Annotated in this window: 18 protein-coding genes; 17 read left to right on the top strand and 1 reads right to left on the bottom strand. The window is 34.8% G+C overall.

Going from position 1 to position 20,293, the window contains the following annotated elements:
* Positions 1-111: 111 nt before the first annotated feature.
* Positions 112-747, top strand: a complete 636-nt coding sequence (locus BST86_RS03910) for an 8-oxoguanine DNA glycosylase OGG fold protein (RefSeq protein WP_105982125.1) — start codon at positions 112-114, stop codon at positions 745-747.
* A gap of 60 nt (positions 748-807) precedes the next feature.
* Here BST86_RS03910 and BST86_RS03905 read toward each other — a convergent pair whose 3' ends face one another.
* Positions 808-1,407: a hypothetical protein gene (locus tag BST86_RS03905; RefSeq protein WP_105982124.1), complete on the bottom strand. Its 600-nt coding sequence runs from the start codon at positions 1,405-1,407 to the stop codon at positions 808-810.
* A gap of 414 nt (positions 1,408-1,821) precedes the next feature.
* Between BST86_RS03905 and BST86_RS03900 the strand changes: the two genes are divergently transcribed.
* From BST86_RS03900 to BST86_RS03825, 16 genes are all read left to right on the top strand, one after another.
* Positions 1,822-2,463, top strand: a complete 642-nt coding sequence (locus BST86_RS03900; RefSeq protein ID WP_105982123.1) for a DUF6266 family protein — start codon at positions 1,822-1,824, stop codon at positions 2,461-2,463.
* A 382-nt stretch (positions 2,464-2,845) separates the two neighbouring features.
* Positions 2,846-3,985 (top strand): site-specific integrase, encoded by a 1,140-nt coding sequence (locus tag BST86_RS03895; protein WP_105982122.1) that lies wholly within the window; start codon positions 2,846-2,848, stop codon positions 3,983-3,985.
* Positions 3,978-5,516, top strand: a complete 1,539-nt coding sequence (locus tag BST86_RS03890; RefSeq protein WP_105982121.1) for a hypothetical protein — start codon at positions 3,978-3,980, stop codon at positions 5,514-5,516. The genes BST86_RS03895 and BST86_RS03890 overlap by 8 nt, the downstream gene beginning before the upstream one ends.
* A 166-nt stretch (positions 5,517-5,682) precedes the next feature.
* Positions 5,683-5,967, top strand: a complete 285-nt coding sequence (locus tag BST86_RS03885) for a helix-turn-helix domain-containing protein (protein ID WP_105982120.1) — start codon at positions 5,683-5,685, stop codon at positions 5,965-5,967.
* Between the two features lie 149 nt (positions 5,968-6,116).
* Positions 6,117-7,199 (top strand): replication initiation protein, encoded by a 1,083-nt coding sequence (locus BST86_RS03880; protein WP_105982119.1) that lies wholly within the window; start codon positions 6,117-6,119, stop codon positions 7,197-7,199.
* A 372-nt stretch (positions 7,200-7,571) separates the two neighbouring features.
* Positions 7,572-8,465 carry a CHC2 zinc finger domain-containing protein gene (locus BST86_RS03875; RefSeq protein WP_105982118.1) on the top strand — a complete coding sequence of 298 codons (894 nt, stop codon included), beginning with the start codon at positions 7,572-7,574 and terminating at the stop codon, positions 8,463-8,465.
* A 108-nt stretch (positions 8,466-8,573) separates the two neighbouring features.
* Positions 8,574-8,873, top strand: a complete 300-nt coding sequence (locus tag BST86_RS14865) for a plasmid mobilization protein (RefSeq protein WP_105982117.1) — start codon at positions 8,574-8,576, stop codon at positions 8,871-8,873.
* On the top strand, positions 8,870-11,602 hold the full coding sequence (locus BST86_RS03865; protein ID WP_105982116.1) for a relaxase/mobilization nuclease domain-containing protein: 2,733 nt from the start codon (positions 8,870-8,872) through the stop codon (positions 11,600-11,602). Before BST86_RS14865 ends, BST86_RS03865 begins: the two co-directional genes overlap by 4 nt.
* Positions 11,603-11,604: 2 nt before the next feature.
* Positions 11,605-12,216: a hypothetical protein gene (locus tag BST86_RS03860; RefSeq protein ID WP_105982115.1), complete on the top strand. Its 612-nt coding sequence runs from the start codon at positions 11,605-11,607 to the stop codon at positions 12,214-12,216.
* Complete coding sequence (locus BST86_RS03855; RefSeq protein ID WP_105982114.1) at positions 12,206-12,805, top strand: ParA family protein; 600 nt, start codon at positions 12,206-12,208, stop codon at positions 12,803-12,805. Before BST86_RS03860 ends, BST86_RS03855 begins: the two co-directional genes overlap by 11 nt.
* Before the next feature lie 68 nt (positions 12,806-12,873).
* Entirely contained in the window at positions 12,874-13,125 is a 252-nt protein-coding gene (locus tag BST86_RS03850; protein ID WP_105982113.1) for a hypothetical protein, read from the top strand.
* Between the two features lie 235 nt (positions 13,126-13,360).
* Entirely contained in the window at positions 13,361-13,939 is a 579-nt protein-coding gene (locus BST86_RS03845) for a GIY-YIG nuclease family protein (protein WP_172443309.1), read from the top strand.
* Between the two features lie 3 nt (positions 13,940-13,942).
* Complete coding sequence (locus BST86_RS03840) at positions 13,943-14,206, top strand: hypothetical protein (RefSeq protein WP_105982111.1); 264 nt, start codon at positions 13,943-13,945, stop codon at positions 14,204-14,206.
* A gap of 212 nt (positions 14,207-14,418) precedes the next feature.
* Positions 14,419-17,703 carry an Eco57I restriction-modification methylase domain-containing protein gene (locus tag BST86_RS03835; protein WP_105982110.1) on the top strand — a complete coding sequence of 1,095 codons (3,285 nt, stop codon included), beginning with the start codon at positions 14,419-14,421 and terminating at the stop codon, positions 17,701-17,703.
* Between the two features lie 11 nt (positions 17,704-17,714).
* Positions 17,715-18,818 carry a hypothetical protein gene (locus BST86_RS03830; protein WP_105982109.1) on the top strand — a complete coding sequence of 368 codons (1,104 nt, stop codon included), beginning with the start codon at positions 17,715-17,717 and terminating at the stop codon, positions 18,816-18,818.
* A gap of 61 nt (positions 18,819-18,879) precedes the next feature.
* Positions 18,880-20,277: an HNH endonuclease family protein gene (locus BST86_RS03825; protein ID WP_105982108.1), complete on the top strand. Its 1,398-nt coding sequence runs from the start codon at positions 18,880-18,882 to the stop codon at positions 20,275-20,277.
* Positions 20,278-20,293: the final 16 nt, after the last annotated feature.

The raw sequence follows: 20,293 nt of genomic DNA, 5'->3' as shown, positions 1-20,293 counted from the left end.
GAGCATTCCGCTAAGGCTGCATGCTATCACTCACATTACCCTCCGCTAACTCGCAGGCGGCTCGCGCCTTTTAGATTACCTGCCTAACGGCATTATGACTAAATTTAGGTCATGAGAATAAAATCATTTCAAGAATTCATCTGTTCATTTCCATATGAATATCAAGCATCTAACATATCAAGAAAGAACTGGATAAGGTTTTTTCCGATTAATCCTCTAGTAAAAGAGGTTTTCAACAATAATGAAGTCATAGCAATTACTCGAAAGGAGCTCTATGACACCAATAAAAACATTGAACTCTTTATTGTAAAAGTATTGATTTGGGGTTTTGCAACCGGAGGTCGTGGCAACAACGTACTAAAACTTCTATCAGAACCTAACTTTTCCATTTTAGTAGATAAACTAAAAAGCTATCGCAATGCTGATTTGGAGATGCAAAAAATAGAATCAGACATGAATCAAATTTCTGGGTTAGCTATATCAAGTATAACGAAGTTTACCCACTTCATGAATACTACTGTCAACGGTCACAAGGCTATCATTCTTGACCAGCAAATAATGAATACGATTCAGTTAAATAGATTTAAAGACTTGGAGCCATTAATGGGTGTAAAACCAACTAATGCAGTTAGAAGATATCCCGATTACATAAAAATAATAGATCAACTATCAATTGACTTAAACGCAACACCAGACCAGATAGAAATGTTCATATTTCTATTCGGAAGAACAATGGTGATTAAATAAAAAGATAACTTTTCGATCCTTAAACTATTAATGGGCCACAATCACTGGGCTTTACCAGTTTTAGTAATAACCTAATTCCTTCTTCATTCCATAATCATCCATTTCTAGTCGCTTATTAAATGGAATTTCCTCTTTAAAGACAGCCTCAGATTTTCTCATGTGCCAGTATTCATTATAGATACCTGGTTGCAGGTAGCAATGTATAATTTGCTTACTTCCTTCAAAATAATGATGCTTGGACTCAACAAAAAACATATCAGTATTTAATTTACCTCTCAATAGAGGTAGGGTAATATCATCTCCTACTTGCGGCACCTCTCTTAGAGACTTGATTCTTAAAAACATAGAACCAGCATAATTCCTAGCCGAAAACTCAATTTCTATTTCTGAAAATTCTAAAAAAGCATCATTTTCATCTCCATAGATAAGATCATTTAGTTCAACAATCAATTTTCTTACTTGGTAAGTATTTATTCCAGTAACCTCACTAATAAGCTTTATAGATGGTACAGGTAGTTCATCATCATAATAAAAGTCTTTTGACATAAAGTATTCGAGTAGTTTATTATATCTGCTATCATTTTTGAACCTTTTATACAACTGCTCTTTAATCGATAGCAAAGACAAAATAATTTGCTTTATTGGCATTTTGTAATTCATATTGGCTTGTATTTATTTCACAATCATTCAGAAAAAATAAAAAAAGATCACAAATTTAGATGGCTAGCCCTCCCGACGCATAATGCCGAAAAGGTCAAGCCCTAAAGGGTTTTAGAAAAATTTTTGCAGGTTATGCTTGTGATGGTTTTGGTGTGATTCGCGTGTAGCAATAATTTTCCCAAAAACCTTGTCGCCATTCCCCCAGCCATCTGCCCATAGGTTTTCTTTTTTCTGTTTTTCTTTTTAAAAATATATCTAAATGCTTTGAAGTGCTAATAGAGAACAAACGAAAGCAAAAGAAACCAGCTGGTTAAAACGATTGACAAATACCCTTAATATTGCTCTTGAGTTTGTTTAAGCAATGATAAGTCCGTACCAAGTCCAAGAGAATATTAATTTTTAAACAAAAGTAAGATGGGAAAAATTTCACAAGGAATCTTAGGCGGACTATCTGGTAAAGTAGGAAACGTAGTCGGCGGAAGTTGGAAAGGTATTGATTACATCAGAATCAAGCCTACAAGCGTTGCCAACCCAAGAACGGAAGGGCAAGTAAACCAAAGAACCAAATTTGCTGTAACATTAGCCTTTCTACAAGCTAATAAAGCATTTATTAAAGTTGGTTACAAAAACTTTGCAAGCAGGCAAACAGAGTTCAATGCAGCGATGTCCTACATCCTAAATAATGCAATCACAGGAGTGGCTCCGAATTTTATGGTTGACTACAATAGTGCTCTTCTAAGTAGAGGATTGTTAGCAGGAGTTTCCAATGCGACCACAGACTTAACTTTTCCAGGTGAAGTTACATTTAGCTGGGACGATAATTCTGGAGAAGGCAATGCTTTCACTTCAGATAAGGCAATGTTAGTGGTTTATAACCCGAGTAAAAACGATTCCATTATCAACTTATCTGGTGCAGATAGAACGGTTGGTACTCAAACAATCAGTTTACCAAATACATACTCAGGAGACATTGTAGAGCTATTTATGGCATTTGTTTCAGCAGATGGTAGACTTGTATCAAACAGCATCTATTTAGGCTCTGGTACGGCAGCTTAAACGCATCTAAATAGAAATGTAAGAAACCGTTCCCAAGGGAGCGGTTTTTTTATGCGTAGTATTTATCTTCAGTGAAATCAATAAGATGACCTATTTGTTAATATATGTTCCAAATATTCTTTTGATACACTATTAATTGTTTCCCATTTGTTGCCCTACCCTATTTAAGGACTGTGAATAATAGAAAGTTATATTCTGTATCGGGAAGTAATTGGGAGAAACAACAAGAATCAAAAGATTATTAAAACGAACAAACAACTGATTTACAGATAATTGTTCACAACTTAAGTTGTGTATGTTCAATGATGGTTCTACATTTAGTACCTCATTAGTACATCTTTCCTTACAGAATTTTCCATAAGGTGTACAAAGTACATCGAAAATGAAGATTACACTTAAAAGTAAAAAACTCAAAGGTTCCAGAGAGAGCCTTTATATTGAGTATTATAATGGATCTACCGTTGATGAGACTGGAAAGAGAAAACACAGAAGATCCTTTGAGTATCTAAATCTCTATTTGGATAACAGTTCCCAAGAAAGGAAGCTTCAAAATCAAAATAAAGAAAATCTAGAGTTAGCTCACAATATACTATCAATACGAAAGTCAGAACATCTCCAGGGGAAGTATAAAATCGCAAACACCAGAAAGAAAAACACAAACTTTCTTGAATACTATACTAAGCTCAAAGAAGAGAGATTTGAGAGTAAAGGAAACTATGATAATTGGGATGCAGCCGGATTACATTTAGAGCGATACTGTCCTAGCCATTACACATTTGAAGATATAAACGAGGATTTTGTCAGAGGATTTAGAAGATACCTAGATCAAACCGCTGAAACAAAATCTCACACTCGTCTATCTCAGAACACCAAACATACCTATTACAATAAGTTCAAGGCTTGTTTAAGGAGAGCATTCGAAGAAAATTTCTTAGACAAAGACTTAAGAAAGGCTGCTAAGTCCTTTGAAATGGCAGAATCTAATCGTGAATATTTGACCATGGATGAGCTAGAAAAATTAGCTCGTACTTACTGTAAATACCAGCAATTGAAGAATGCTTTTTTAGTTTCTTGCCTGTCAGGATTGAGGTGGTCCGATATTGATAAGCTTAAATGGAGTGAAGTAAGAGATGAGAGTGAAGGGTGTCGGGTTAATTTTAGGCAAAAGAAAACTAAAGGGATGGAGTATTTACCTATAAGTCAACAATCTCGCGAACTCATGGGAAGTCGACGAGGGGAAAATGATAAGGTTTTCAAAGGGCTTAAATACGGCGCAACCTATAACGCTGAATTACTAAAATGGTGCATAAGAGCTGGTATCCCGAAACACATCACATTTCATAGCGCTAGACATACAAATGCTCTGCTCCTACTTACTATGGGCGCTGACATCTATACGGTATCTAAAAGGTTAGGGCATCGTGAGCTTCGAACTACAGAGATTTATGCTAAAATCATTGATAAAAAAATGAAGGAAGCTGCCGAACTAATACCACAAATTGAAATATCTAATAATGATTGACCAGAGATTCCAAATTGACTATAAAACTACACAGCTAATTGATTGTATAAAATCTAGAAATTGGGATCCAGAAATATTAGCTATGCAGTTAGATAACAACCTTGATGAATTGAGTCAATTTCAATTTTATTCTGTTTTCAAACAATTAATACAATGCTTTCCTGGTTCATATTCACATTTTGAAATACTATTAGAATATAGATTTATATATTTTTGGGAAGATGTTGAACAGCCCACACTATCTGTTGAAAAAGAAAAAATTAGTTTCAACATTTTTCATCAAACCTTTTTTGATCCATTAGATACATTTAACGATTTAATCAATTATTCACAACACACCTTTCTATTAAACAAGCTGTACGTTGAAATTAAAGATGAATTGGAATCTCAAATCAGAGACATTAAAGACTTTAATTTTAATGGAACTTTTAAAATAAATAAAAGGGATAAAGAATATCATTTTGAAGTAATAGAACTTTTAGAGGCAACCAAGTCATTCTGCTCAAATCAGAGGCAGGTCAAACATTCCTTTAGCGAATATTTTGCTGAAAAAAATCATATTTTATTAAGTCTTAGAGAGTTTTATCAAAATGACAAGGTTGATTTTGGTTTCTTGAATAAAGAACGTTCTTATTTATATTCCTTGCATATCCAAGATTGGCTCTTGAGATACAGCAAATACTTCAATGATATTTCTTCGCTAGAAACCCTTGAAGATAAAAAGACGAATCTTATAAGATTACTTAAAAGAGATGCTATTCATGCTCAGAACTTATTTGTCCAGTTTCAAGAATATTATTCATCATTTGATCGCATGAAAAATGTTGGGTACTATGAAGATGAAACTATTTGGGATATAGTAGATCAAACCATTAAGGAAACAACAAGACAAGCTCGGGAGTTATTTGAAACAGGTGCATTGTATGAAGAGGACGGCAGCTTACATATTAATGATAGAATCAAAGTAGAAGAAGATACTTTGATGGAGTCATGGCTAGATTCTCAAAATCAAAATCTTATAGATTGGGTAAAGGATTATGTGCCTGGTAAGGCGAATCCTACTCACATTTTCCAATATCAACAGTTAATGCTAGGTCCTAATCTTTCCAAACAAGATATTTCAGAGGTTCTAATTATGGCCATATCGCAAAAACCCGAATCAACAGCTGATAAAAATAAAGTTCGCAGCAGGATAATTGAATTAGTTGAAATATTTTTTGCTAATTCGGACGATTCCACAGAAACTAAATTTCTTAGTTACGGTTATTCTCGAAACAGACTCAATTTGACAAACTACAATCACATTCTTATGAATGTAATTTTTACTCTCGTAAATAATAAGCATATCATAAGCGAAGATAAAGCTCCACTGTTTCACACTCTTGAACTAATGTTCAAGTACGACATACATAAAGGTTTTAGAAGAAGAAATCTTGGCATTCAGTTTAGTAATTTCAATAATAAAACTTTAAAAAAGTCCATTAATAAGGTCAGATTAAGTCCTGAGCTTCAGCGCCTATTGCATCGATAATATTTAAGGCGAAATACCTAAGTACCTGTCTTAAATATAGTTAAATGCTATTTTTTTGCATAATAAATGGATGCAATTTTTAATTCGTTTAGTTTGATACATATTTGCTTCAGATATCAGATCAAAAAGAACAAGGCCTTGTTCATTAATCTTAAAATAAAGATCAATGAACGATTTAGAACTAAAAGATCAATTAAATAGAATTGAGGATGCATTATGTAATACTAAGTCTGTCCTCACAGCAGATGAAGTCTCAATTTTCACAGGACTTTCAAAAAAGTACATCTACACTTTAACTTCAAAAAGGCAGATACCCTTTTACAAGCCTATGGGCAAGGTCCTGTATTTCAGTAAAAAGGAAATCGAAGAATGGATGCTGACTAATGGTGTGATGTCTTCACAACAGATTCAAGATAAGGCTAGCAGTTATATCCTTAGAAAAAAAACTTGAGAAATTCTGTTACACTGAATTTTGAGAGTACGCTTCAATTTATAGAATATTTCAACGTGTAGTTTTAAAATCCATGCCTTTGATGTGATAACTACATATGATTTATATCCCTTCACCAGATAATTAACTAACACATATCGCCAGTTAATATGAAACCAGCAAAATACAATATCATACACGCAAATTTTTTTAATCGTAGCATATGCAAGTTTGATAATGAAATACAAAAAGATATTGTTTATGTAGTTCAAGGCAAAATTGATTTTTTTGGAGAGCCTCAAGATCTTATCAGAATACCATACTCTGACTATATAATGTTTAAAAACACTAAAAAAAACAACACTTACTCTTTTATTGAATTCACTCAATTCGTGGCTGAGATAATAGGTGTCGGCGGTGCTTTTTTTAATAAAATTAATAACTCGTTTATTTCTTTCAATCTATTTGATAATGTGCAAATCGATGTTGAAAATCCAGAAACTTTGATAATTCAACTAGGTCGATTTGGTAAGATTTTCTTTTTTCAGAAGAGTCTCAAAAATTACATTGAAGAGATAACTCCTAAAGGAAAATCTATAAGATATATAGGACATACTCAAATTGACAACGATTTATCAAAAATACGTGGGTTAAGACGAAAAAAGTTTTTTGAAATTATTTCTCAATTTAAAAATACTGGCTTTTGTAAAATCCGTGTTTTGGAACTTAAAATGTATTTAGGATATATCGAAGTTGTAGATAAAGATACTGGAGAAGCGCTCAGTCAAAAGGATCAATTAAAATTCATCTTTATTCCTCAAGATCAATTTAAATTCAAAGACAATCACGTTCAATACGGTCAGTTTGAAAGGGATTTTCTAAAACCTGCAATAAGATCAATTAATGAAGACAAGGGTAATCCTATTAGAAATCTAACGTTATTTAAGAAAAGTAAAACAGGTAGGAAAATTACACATCTCGAGTTCAGGTTTGATCCATTAAGCGATAATCTAAGCGCAAAAGAATTGGAATGTATAAAACTCTTTGAAAAACTCAATCTAGATAGGGGACAAATAGTTTTTTTAATCAAACGGATTGGATCCGAAGAAATGTTGAATCGTTGGATCCAGAATGTTGACAGAAGAGTGCATGGCGAGAACAAAATTCCCAAGTATTATGAACGCAATAATCAAAAAGAAATTGAAAATATTTCAGGGTATTTGTATAAGGTTCTATTTAAAGAACTGAATTGATTGTTAATAAGTACTTAAAGTAACAATTTTTTTAAGGATTTGAACTCACAATTAAAGGATAGAACCTCACACTATAAGTACAGGCACTCATACTTTAAAGACACAGCCTCATACCTCAAGGATGAGCACTCACATATAAAGGATAAATCCTCACACTTAATAAAAGCCAAAAGGACTTGATCTCATACTTGAAGGACGAAACCTCATACATTAAGGATGCACCCTCATATATGCCCAAGGATATACCCTCATAGTTAATTAAGGACGCACCCTCATACTATCATCTCGCAGCCCAATGATAGCAATGCATTCAAAGCCTCTAAAACACTACTGTTAAATAATAAAATTGCAAAATAAACTACAGCATTTATAATGGTAAAACCATATGCAGCAGTAGAGTTGCTAGTCAAAAGAAAAAGTATGAATTGTAGAAACGCAAACAAGATATCTATCGTGGAATTCTTAAAGAGAGAAGGAATGAGAATAGCGAAGGAGAATGAAAGAGATTCGTGGTTCCTTTCACCTTTTAGAAGTGAATCCACACCATCCTTTAAAGTTGATAAAACAAAGAATCTGTTTTATGACTTTGGAGAAGGAATCGGTGGTAATCTAATAGATTTTGTGATGATATATAAAAAATGGGATTTGAGGAAGACTTTAAATGAGCTCTCTAAAGGATCATTTTCTTTTAACCAGCATAAACCTAAACAACCAACAAAGAAAGCAGCTAAATATACTATTAAAGAAGTGAGATCAATATCAAGCCCTGCACTAATTGCTTATCTGGAGGAAAGAGCAATAAACTTAGATTTTGCTCAACAATTTTGCACACAAGTACACTATCAATTCACATCCGAAAAAACATATTTTGGATTAGGTTTTAAGAACGATGTGGGTGGTTACGAACTTAGAAACAGATATTTCAAAGGGTGTTTAGGATCCAAATCTACCACAACAATAACTCAAGATTCAAGCACACTTTCAATGTTCGAATCTTGGTCAGATTTCCTGTCTTATTTGACACTCAAAAAACAGATCCCACATGAAGATTTCATCGTTCTCAACAGCACCTTTTTGGCTTCAAAATGCGTCAATAAATTGAACGGTTATGAAAAGGTTAAAACCTTTTTTGACAATGATGAAGCTGGATATAGAGCAACACTCCTACTCCAGTCAAAATCAACTTGCGCATTTCGAGATCTACGAAAACACTATTCTGATTTTAATGATTTAAATGATTTTTTATTACATAAACGTATTGGTTAGTGAATGATAATTTAAGTGGGTATTCGAGTAGTGTTTAGCGGCTCACATGGTGAACCTCTAAACGTACTCGAAATGCTCACAGCTGTTCGGCATTTATAAAAAAGACTTATGAAAAGAAAAAAGAGAATTCAGTTCAGAGTGACTTCTATGGAACACTCAAGATATACGCGAATGGCCAAAATAAATAGAATGAACTTGGCCGAATTCATCCGAAAAAAACTAGATGGACAACATCTAAATCCTAAGCTGACCGATGAAGATTTAGCCTTAATGAAAAAACTGTTTATAGAATCGAATCGATGGCAAAATATCAGCAATCTTTTCAGAAAAAAAGATCCGAGATTATCGTCAGAAGTTGACGAACTAATTAAGGATTTCAGGGAGATCATAATAAATAATTTCAAATGATGGTGCTAGCACAAAGTATCTCTCATACTTCTGAAAGTATGGAGTACGGATGGAATGAAAAGGAGAAGAAAGCTACAGTTATTTCTCAAAAATACATGATAGCCGATAACCCTAAAGAAGCTACGGAAATGTTTAAGGTGGTTCAAGCTAGTAATTCAACATGTCCTAAAAATACTATTAGCATAGTTCTTTCTAGATCAGCTACAGCTGAAAAAAAGTTTACAAATAAGAATTGGCAACAATATATAGATGATTTATTAGAGGGGTTGAGATTAGAAAATCATCAGCATATAGCTTTTAGACATTTTGATAAAAATCACGACCACGTGCACTTATATATAAATAGAATCAATTTTCAAGGAAAGGCATTCAATGATTCATTTATAGGATCCAAAGCTGGGGATATAGCTGATCAATTAAATATAAAATATGGCATTGAACGTCCTAAGCAAATTAAAAAAGACAATGAAGAAAAATTAAGAAATGAATACAAACATGACAGGAAATCGATTCATTCACACAATATGTACGTAATAGAGCACGTAAAACCTAAGTCATTTAGCCATTACGTTAGCGCTTTCGCAAAAGCAGATATAAATGTTGTTGCTATCACAAGTAAAAATGGAAATTTGAATGGTTTTAGATATGAAAAGGGTGGATTATCCTTGAAAGCTAGCTTAGTTCACAGATCTATGAGCCTAACAAATTTAATTAAGTCTCTTTTCCCAGAGATAAAATTATCTGAACTGAGAAAACTAAACTTAAAAACTGACGGTGGAAAGTATGGTTCCCAAGCCAATCAAAAACAAATTTTGGATCAGTTAGATGATTACGTAAAGGGTCATGCCAAAGGAAGTGCAGAATCGATTCAGTACGAATCAAAAGTGAATGAGGAAGAAAGTCGTCATGCTATCTACTTGCAAAATTTACATATTAGAAACCTGTCAGCAGTTATCAGTGAAGAGGAGTATATCAAAGCATTTGATAAAGTAAATATAAAAGTCACTAAAGAGCTAAGTACGGACGGCTCGGCCAATGAGTATAGATTTGAGCGATCCGGATTTAGTTTCAAAGGAAGTTCAATACATAGCTCAATGTCTTCAACAAACATTATAAAATATCTTTCACTCAAAGAATCAGTCAATAATAACAGGGTACTAAAAACTCCAAAGGCAAATTTTCCAAGTCATGAACTTTTCAGTGATGATATGGCTGATAACAGAAAGGATGTCACGCCTATTCTTAGAACTAGTTCTAGGGACATGAGTATTGAAAAAGGAGTAGACGCAGATTATTCAGAAGGAAGAATCCCAACTCGAACGGAAGTAAATCACAATAGGCAAGATGAAAGATTTGTAGAATGCAGTAAAGTCATTTACATAGAACATCAGCACATTACAAATCAACTACGGGTTAACTGTGAGCATGAATATGTAAGCGCTTTCGCGAAAGCAAATGTAAAAGTTACTAGAGTTCAGAATTCCGATGGATCCTTCAAAGGTTTTCAATTTGAAAGGTCTGGATTTTCTTTTAACGGAAGTGATATTCACAGTTCAATGTCGTTGACAAACATTGAAAAAAGTTTCTCAATTAATGAATTGGCAGGCAACACAGCGACAACAAAAATCTCACAGATAAATCAGTCAGATCAAAAAGTTGATAATGGAAAAACCGTTAGTCTCAAGAAAAATATCTCTAACCCAATTGTACCTAGTTCTGACAATTCACTGAATGAAAAACGAACTACCGATAATGGTTATGTAAGCGAAACCACCTCAGGTAGAGAAGCACTTTCTCAAAAAGGTCGAAATAAAAATTCTGAAGAATGCCTCCAGACTATTTATCAGCAATATTTAATTCTAGTAGAAAACTTAGAAGTTAGCAATGAGGATGACTATATAAATGCTTTCGCGAAAGCGAACATCAAAGTAACTAGAGCCTCAAATCACAATGGATCTATAGATGAATTTAGATATGAGTTAGCTGGACATTGCTTTGAGGGTGGAGAAGTTCACAGGTCGATGACTTATGAGAAAATAAAAAGTAATTTCTTCATCCCAAAGGTAGCAATCAATAAAGCTCCGATTGATGGATTATCATACAAAAACTCAAGTCAACAGTCTTCCAGCGATGAGTCCGTACCTCAAAAAAGGAAACCTGTATCACCATTTTCATCCAATTATAAGAGTACATCGAACGAGAGAAGAGCAACCTATGAAGATAATGAGAATGAGAAAACCTCAGGGAAGTCGGAAACAGACCAGCAACCACAACAAAAAAATGTAGAAGAATATCGTCAGGCCATTTACTTACAACACTTGTTTATAATCAACAATATTCAAGTGAAAAATGAGGAAGAATATATCAACGCTTTCGCAAAAGTGAATATCAAGGTGACAAAACTGATGAACCCGCAAGGAATTGTGGATGAATTTAGTTTTGAACTAGCTGGACATAGTTTTAAAGGTCGTTCAGTAAATAAATCTATGTCTTTAAAAAATATCAGAAATAATTTAAATGCTGATGTAAGAAATTCACCAGTGGTAACAAACTCAAATAAATTAACAACAACTCAAGAGTCAATGCCAGACGTACGAACCATGGATGTTATTGAATCCATTACGTCTCAATTCATTCCTAGTTCACCAATAATGCATGACGAATCAGAGGGTGGCATTGATGAAACTTTAGGACACAAGAAAAAACGTAAAAGAGGATTAAAACGATAATTATGGCAAAACAAAACAAGTTAGAAACAGGCCAAGACATCATGGTAGATAAAATAGATCTTCTTCATAAAAAAATAGAGGAGATTCAAATACACCAAGCACAGGTTCCTAGTGTAACCAATGATGATATCATGGATAATGTAGATATTCTTTTGAAAAGTTATTCAAATGGGATAATAAATAACTTGAGAATATTCGATAAAAATATACAAGCTGATATAAGGAAAGAATGCAAAGTGAATTTTCAAGAGATTAATGCATTATTAAATGCTAATAAGAATTCTCAACATTTAATCGCAGGAAAGGAAGATCAACTTGAGATGAAACAATTGCTTAAGAAAAACTATCATTTGAGCAAAAGTTTAGCCGCTTATCTGAATGCAGATGATAGAAAGCAGCTGTTAGTTAAGAATTTCAATATCATTCAAGATAGATTGAAATGGTACGGTATTTATCATTTTATATCGACTGTATTACTGTTGATAATTCTCGTGTCACAGATATATTTCACTAATCACATGAACACTAAGTCCTATGAACGAGGTAAAAAAGAAACCAAAGAGGAAATTGAAGCTTTCTACAACGTCAAACTCAATGAACTCTATGAAGACTAATATTATCCTTATCACACATCAGAAGGGAGGCGTAGGTAAATCTACCCTGACTTTCAATCTGGCACTTAACCTTGCGGATAATGCCAAAGTCGCCATTATTGATTTTGATGCCCAAGGCAGTTTGATGCAATTGCAATCAACGAGAACAACGATGGACATATTAGAAAGTCCAGCAGATTTGGATTCAATAAGCTCTCTAGGTTACGACTTTATCTTTATAGACACACCTCCTTACTTGTCAAGTTCATTGCCTCAATTAATAAGTGTTGCTGATCTAATCGTTGTTCCTACTAAGGCTGGAATCTTAGATCTAATGGCTATTAACAGTACGATACTTATGATTGAAGAGAGACGACGCCTAGAAAACACATTAATCGTTTTAAGTATGGTCAAGCCTAACACAACATTGACTTTAGATGTACTAATTGAGCTAAATAAATTAAACGTCAAGGTGGCTAACACTCATATAAGCGATCTGGTTTCTTACACGAGATCAATTCTATGCGCTGGTTTAGGCAAGGATCAAAAAGCTAAAAATCAAATTGATGACCTGACGCGCGAGATACTTTCAGAGCTATTACAATTGTAGAATAAAAGAAATATAATTAACTACATAACTAGATCTCTACAATACTTTAAATCTATTAAACTTAACAAATGGACAAAAATGAAATGAGTGAATGGATGGACATGATAAAAAAAGAAAAACCTCCTACCGTTCAACAAAAAGTGGTACCTATTAAGTCGTCTCAATTAAAAAGGAACAAATACGGTGAGGAGGTACAATTATCTTGCTATATGGATAAGGGCTTGATGAAAAGACTGAAGCTGCAAGCCTTAAAGGAAGATGAAACAATTAAAAATATTATAAACAAGAGTATAACCTTATATCTCAAAAGCAATGATTAATTTTATAGTCGTCGATAAGATCGATTAATAAAATACATATTGTAAGCGTTTAGCTTGATTGGACCTTTAAAATCGCCAAAATTTAAATTTCCTCCACATCAATGTTCAGCGCCCATGCCATGGCGTGGGCTGTTCTATGATGGAAGGAAAGGTGTTTGGCGATACCTAGAGGTCTCTAGTTCAGTTCCACGCTTCTTGCTTTTGATTTATGAAGTCACCTCATAAATCGCCAAATATGAATACACTATTATATATTTTACATATCAATGGAAGAGAATATGTAAAAATCGGAATTACCGCTAACATCAGGCAAAGAATCAAAACGATTAAAGCCTCTAGTGGTTTTACCGTAGACCCTCAGAAGTCGCTAATAATAACGAATCACAATAAATCTAACATTAGACTTCTAGAACGAAATCTTCTCGCAATTACAAAAGAATTTGCATTGAATTGGAGGCAAGATGTGGACTTCTCTGGCATGCATGAATTCAGAAAGAATTCCTGTACTAAGCGTATAGTGCAATGGATTAAAGATCAAAAAAATTACGGCTTTGACTTTAAAGTCTATACGGGTCTCGATATTTGTGGTAGATACTCTAAAGGCAAAATTCCTAAACACTACTTTCCCGTTGATAAGCAAATTAAAGGGGTTTCTCCTATTCTTAAAAATGATGTAAGTGCCTATTGCAAAAAGAATAACATCCAATACGCTGATTTACTCAACCTTGCATTATATAAATATGCGGTCGAGCTCGGTATTGACCGTAAGGAAGATTTTACAATTGAAGGTTACAATAACTATTATAAAATATAAATTATGCACATTAACAAGAAAATCGCTCCTGAGAAATCAATTAACTTAAGCGAATGCTATTTCAATCCAAAAAACGGTAAACCCTATACTTATGAGCAAGTATGCATTATACACGACTACGACGGTCCAAGAACAGATCCTAATGATATCTTGAAGAATCACAATAATGATCGAGCATTGATTGATTTTGTAGATGATAAAGCTATACAGGAAGCTAAAAGGGCAAATCCATATAACCCAGAAAACAAGCTATTTCCAGATTTATAAAGCATATAACACTTTTACATTTAATGTAGTTTTCTAGAAAACTAGAAATACAGCAATCTAGAAAACTACATTCGGTTATGTATCTTAAATACAGATTCTTAATAAATTTTAGTTGTTCAAAACCCAATGAAAACTTTGTAGTCCAAATCCTAAACACTGCCATTCCAACCCAAACCTTATGACTAACTTAGTGCCATATTCTTTCCTATTTAATGGCATTATTCCAGACTTCTGTACTTAAATCACATCTAGCGCAACTTGACGAGACTACTGTTGACAAAGCCTATAAGAAATTCCAAAAGTACTTTTGGAATACCACCATACAGACCAACATTAGAACGGCCAATGAAGAACAGTACCAGGCGACCTTCTTGCACGAGCTCTTTGTCAACATTCTAGGCTACACGCTCTTTCCTAATCCCAATTCAAACCTAACGACCGAATTTAAAAACCAGACCAATGCACGCAAGGCAGACGGCGCGATTCTTAAGGAGGGCAACGCACTGGCAGTGATTGAATTGAAGGGAATGAATACAAAGGATCTGGAGAGCATACGCAAGCAAGCTTTTGATTACAAGAACTACCAGACCGGCTGCGTGTATATCATTACGTCCAACTTTGAGAAACTTCGCTTTTACATCAATGATGCAACAGAGTTTGAAGAGTTTGATTTGTTTACGCTTTCGCGAAAGCGGTTTAACCTACTGTACCTGTGCTTACATAAAGACAAGTTGCTTCAAAACGCACCGCTCAAAATTAAGCAAGCGTCCATCGTTGAAGAAGAAGAAATCACCAAAGCATTTTATAAAGATTACTCCGTTTTCAAGCGCGAACTCTACAGAGACCTAGTCAAACGCAATTCCAAAACGGTAAAGTCAAAATTAGCAACTTCTGGTGCCAACAGTCATGCTGAGCCTGTCGAAGCAGAGGTCGATACCAATGAAGACCTACAACGCTTGGAGAAGAACGTAAAACTCACACTATTTAAGAAGTCCCAAAAGCTCATCGACCGCTTCCTCTTCATCTTTTTTGCAGAGGATCGATCGCTATTGCCTTCCAACTTTACCAATACCATCATCACCGACTGGAAAAAGCTGGTGGACATGCATGTGGACGTCACGCTCTACGAGCGTTTCAAACTCAACTTCAATTTTCTGGATCAGGGACGCGCGGGCAAGGAAGGCCACGATGAGATCTATGCCTACAACGGTGGGCTTTTCAAGCCAGACTCCATTCTGGATGCGCTAGAGATTGATAGCGAGCTGTTGTACAAGCATGCCTTAAAGCTATCTAGATATGATTTCGAAAGCCAGGTAGATGTCAATATCCTGGGGCATATTTTCGAAAATTCCCTGAATGAGATCGAGAGCGTTAATGCAGAGATTGAGGGCGGCGAGTTTGATAAACAAACCAGTAAACGCAAGAAGGACGGTGTGTTCTATACGCCTAAATACATCACCAAATACATCGTGGACAACACAGTAGGCGAGCTGTGTGAAGAAAAGAAACGTGAGCTCAAGATTACCGACGAGCGATTCGGCAACGCAAAGGCGCGCTCTAAAAAGGGAATCAGCGATCTGGAGACCTACCGCAACTGGCTGCTGGAACTCACCATCTGTGATCCTGCCTGTGGCTCTGGGGCCTTTCTCAATCAGGCGCTGGAGTTCCTCATACGCGAGCACAACTACCTGGATGAGCTGTCTGCAAAATACCACGGTGGTTTTGCCTTTCCAGATATCGAGAACACCATACTAGAAAACAACATCTATGGCGTTGACCTCAATGAAGAAAGTGTAGAGATCGCAAAACTGTCGCTATGGTTGCGTACCGCACAGCCACGTCGCAAACTCAATGATTTGAGCAGCAATATCAAATGCGGCAACAGCTTGATCGATAGCAAAGCGGTTGCAGGCGATAAAGCCTTTAAATGGGAGACCGCTTTCGCGAAAGTGTTTTCACGAGAAGGATTTGATGTCGTGATTGGGAATCCGCCTTATGTCAGACAAGAGCTTTTTACTGATATCAAGCCATACTTGAGTAAGAATTTCAAGTGCTATAACAGTACAGCTGATTTATATACTTATTTTATTGAAAAAGGGATATCAGACTTAATCAAACCAAATGGACTTTTCAGTATAATAGTTGCCAACAAATGGATGAGATCCAATTATGGTAAGGAGCTCAGGAATTGGTTAATAAGTCAAAATATAGTTGAGATAATTGATTTCAAAGATTTACCTGTATTTTCTGATGCTACTGCTTATCCATGCATTCTCACAGTAGGTGGCGAATCGGATCGTAAAAAATTTATAGGTATTGAAGTTGATAATTTGGAATTTGCAAGTCTTGATCAATATGTTGACCAAAACACTCAAATTGTAAACAAAGATTATTTGAGTAGTGATGCATGGTCATTAGCAGATGAAAGTGTTGCGAAAATCGTTTCTAAATTGACTGAAAAGTTTGGAAGCTTAAAAGACTTTATTCAAGGCAAAATGTTTGTCGGCTTGAAGACTGGCCTCAATGATGCATTCATTGTAGAAGAAACTTTTTATAAATCACTACAGTCAAGTTCCGTTGATTACACAGCTATTGTAAAACCTTATGGAGTAGGTAGAGATTTGTCTCGGTACGGTAAACCAACCATCAATAAATATATTATCGCAATACCTAGTAAATGGACTAATAAACAAGGTGAATTTATCGACGAATTTCAAGCTTGGAATTGGTTAGAAGCGAATTATCCAATAGTAACTAATCATCTTGAGCCATATAAAGAAAGAGCAAAGAAACGAAGTGATCAAGGGAACTATTGGTGGGAGCTTCGAGCTTGTGATTATTATAATGAATTTGAAAAGCCAAAAATCGTGTATCCAGAAATTGCGACTGAAGGTAGATTTACAATTGATCACGAAAACACATATTTTGACATGACGAGCTTCATAATTGGTTCAGATTCTCAAGAATTGTTAGGAGTATTGAATTCCAAACTCATTAGCTTCATTTTTAGCGAAATTAGTTCTGAAATAAGAGGAGGTTTCTTGAGATGGAAACGGCAGTATGTATATAATCTTCCAATACCAGAAAACATTGAAAATTTGGAACTGAGACATCATGTACAAAATGCGCAAAATTCAAAATTACAATTTGACACCATAATTGATAAGTTTGTTCAATATTTTAAAATAAAGCTCAACCTCACAAACCTATCAAGAACCATGAGAAATTGGCACGAAATTACGTTTGCCGACTTCCTAAAAGAACTCAACAAAGCCATAAAAGCCACCAATAAGATCAGGAGCAAAGAAAATCAATCAGAGATTCCGGCATTAACAAAGCTGGACGAGATGGACTGGATGGAGGCCTTTGAGGTCAAAAAGAAAGAGGCCCAAGAACTTCAAACCCAAATCCAGCAAACCGAGAAGCAAATTGATCAAATGGTCTATGAACTGTATGGGTTGACTGAGGAAGAGATAGCTATTGTAGAAAATAGTTAGAACAAGTAATTATGAGTAGTAGCCCTAAGATAACATATTGGTTTGGTGCAGGTGCAAGTTATCATTCAGTTCCAATTCAGAAAAAGCTTACACAGTCTATGTATGATTTTGCTGATTATCTGGAATCCTTGCCTTCGCGAGATTCATATTTTGATCACAAAAATCCATTATATAATGATCGGGCTCATTTATCGACTCTGATTAAAGAGTATTGCAAAAGAGCCTTTGAATACGGAACTATTGATACGGTAGCAAGAAAACTCTGGTTTTCATTTGCTGATAATGATCTCGATGTTCTAAAATTTTGCGTCGATTCCTATTTTTCGTGGTGGCATTACAGAACCATTACAAATCCAAAAGCTATTCCATATTTAAATAACGATAAAAAGGAACAGTACGAGTCTATAGATCATAGATATTTTGGATTATTAGCAATTCTTCTAGACAGAAATAATAGTCAATGGGCACACCAACTTGATAAAAACATTAATTTTTTGACCTATAACTATGATTTGCAATTAGAGTGCGCTATTTGTGAATTGTCAGGAATTACATTCGATACAGGCTTTTTTTTGGAGAATTTAAACACGGGCATGTTGCCTAAAGACTCAAAAGATTTTAAGAATAGGCAAATCATTCATTTAAATGGTCATTCTGCATTTCATTTGAACAAAAATGGAGAGCTATCTCCCAATTTTAGACAACAAAACCTACAAACGGAGAAAACTTTTTATGCTACTTTAATCAAACAGTTTAGCGAAAGAGATCAAAACAACATTGGAAAAGACATATCCTATGCTTGGGAAATGGATGCCGAAAAGCTTGAACGTAGTCGTGAAATCCTATCTCAAACAGATCATCTAGTGATTGTGGGCTACAGCTTCCCAGCATTTAATAGGCGAATAGATTTAGACCTGTTGACTAATCTTAAAGTTAGCGCCAAAGTAACATTACAAGATTGTAATCCTCAAATGGAAGCTTTAGATAGTATTTTACCGGAAGATATAAATAGGGATCGAGTAAAATTTAAAAAAGAAGTTGAACAATTTTTTATTCCTCCTGAAATTTTTGGTCAGCGTAAAAGAAAAAAGCAACCTCGTATAACAGTTCGATAACTCTGTTTCGCTTAGAATTAGTAACTAATTTGCTCTATTTCCCAACAATATAAAATATATAATGGCATTCAACCCAAAATCAGCATACACCACAGTCCCTAAAGAAATAAGTATAAAGGACTTTTTTGATTATAAAGAGGACTATGTGACTAGACCTCCGTACCAGCGTAAAGTAGTTTGGAAACGTAAAAAGAAGCAATCCTTGATGGACAGTTTATTTCGTAGATATTACATTCCAAAACTGGTAATTAGGGAAGTACGTCTAGATGATAGTAATGTGCTATTTGAAATTGTCGATGGCCAGCAGCGTATTACAACAGTTCAAGATTTCTTTAATAATGCATACCCATTACCTAAATCATTGAGCGATTTGGGTGATGGTGTTGCCGGTAAATATTACAAAGATTTGGGAACTGATGTGCGAAAGTTTATAGACAAGTCTTTGAAGTATCAGGCAGACATAATTAAGGATATTGATCAACCAGAAAGTGTAGAGCACCAAATCATCGCTACGGATATCTTTTGGCGCTTGCAGCAAGGCGAAACCTTGAACTATATGGAAATCGCACACGCACAATTATCCAGCCTTAGCAGAAACTTTATCGTGAAGTATGCAGATGATTTGACGTTTGATTACGAGACATACGCTTCCGTGGACGGCAACCCTGATAAGATGCCTTTCTTTTCCCTATTGAATGTAGACAACGATAGAATGAAACACTTGCAATTTATGGCTCGTTTTCTACTAATTGAAAACGCGGATGGTTATGCTGATGTAGGAGATAAAAAGATTACGGAGTTCATAAATGATCATAAAACGGTAAAGGGAATTGGAGATTATACCTTTGAGAATTCAAAAGTTGCTGTAGAAGTTCGCAAGAATTTAAAAGCGATTCATAACATCTTTAAAGATGATCCTATCCTGGATGAAAAAAACGGGATTAAGGAGTTGTCTACAGAGTACTTTATTATTTCAATTTACATGCTGATTAGGCATCTGAGAATGTATTACGTTTTAGACGAGAATATTCAGAAGCACATCCGAGAGTTCGTTTACAGCTTTCATAAAAGATGGAAAACATATGATGAAGCGAGTGACACAGATTTACTTACGTTCAGCAATAGAAGACAACAATCTGAAAACGACTTAGAAGTCAGAGATAGGATATTACGTCAAATATTTTTTGAGTATTTGAAAAACAATGAAATCGTCCTACTTGAAAAAGACGAGAAACGTGCATTTTCAGAGTTGGAGCGCTTAATTATATATAGAGATGGAAAAGGCTTCTGTCAGGAATGTTTGAGAGAAGGCAAGTCTGAAAAAGAGTCAAAAGTCAGTTGGTCTAACTATCAAGCTGATCATGTAATTCCTCATTCAAGAGGCGGCCAGACAGTTATTGAAAATGGAGAGTTGCTATGTGCACCTCATAATTTATCAAAAGGAGCTAGAATTAAATAAGAAAGAAATGATTTCG

Source organism: Nonlabens agnitus (assembly GCF_002994045.1).
GTDB lineage: Bacteria > Bacteroidota > Bacteroidia > Flavobacteriales > Flavobacteriaceae > Nonlabens > Nonlabens agnitus.
This window is presented reverse-complemented; position numbering and strand designations above follow the sequence as displayed.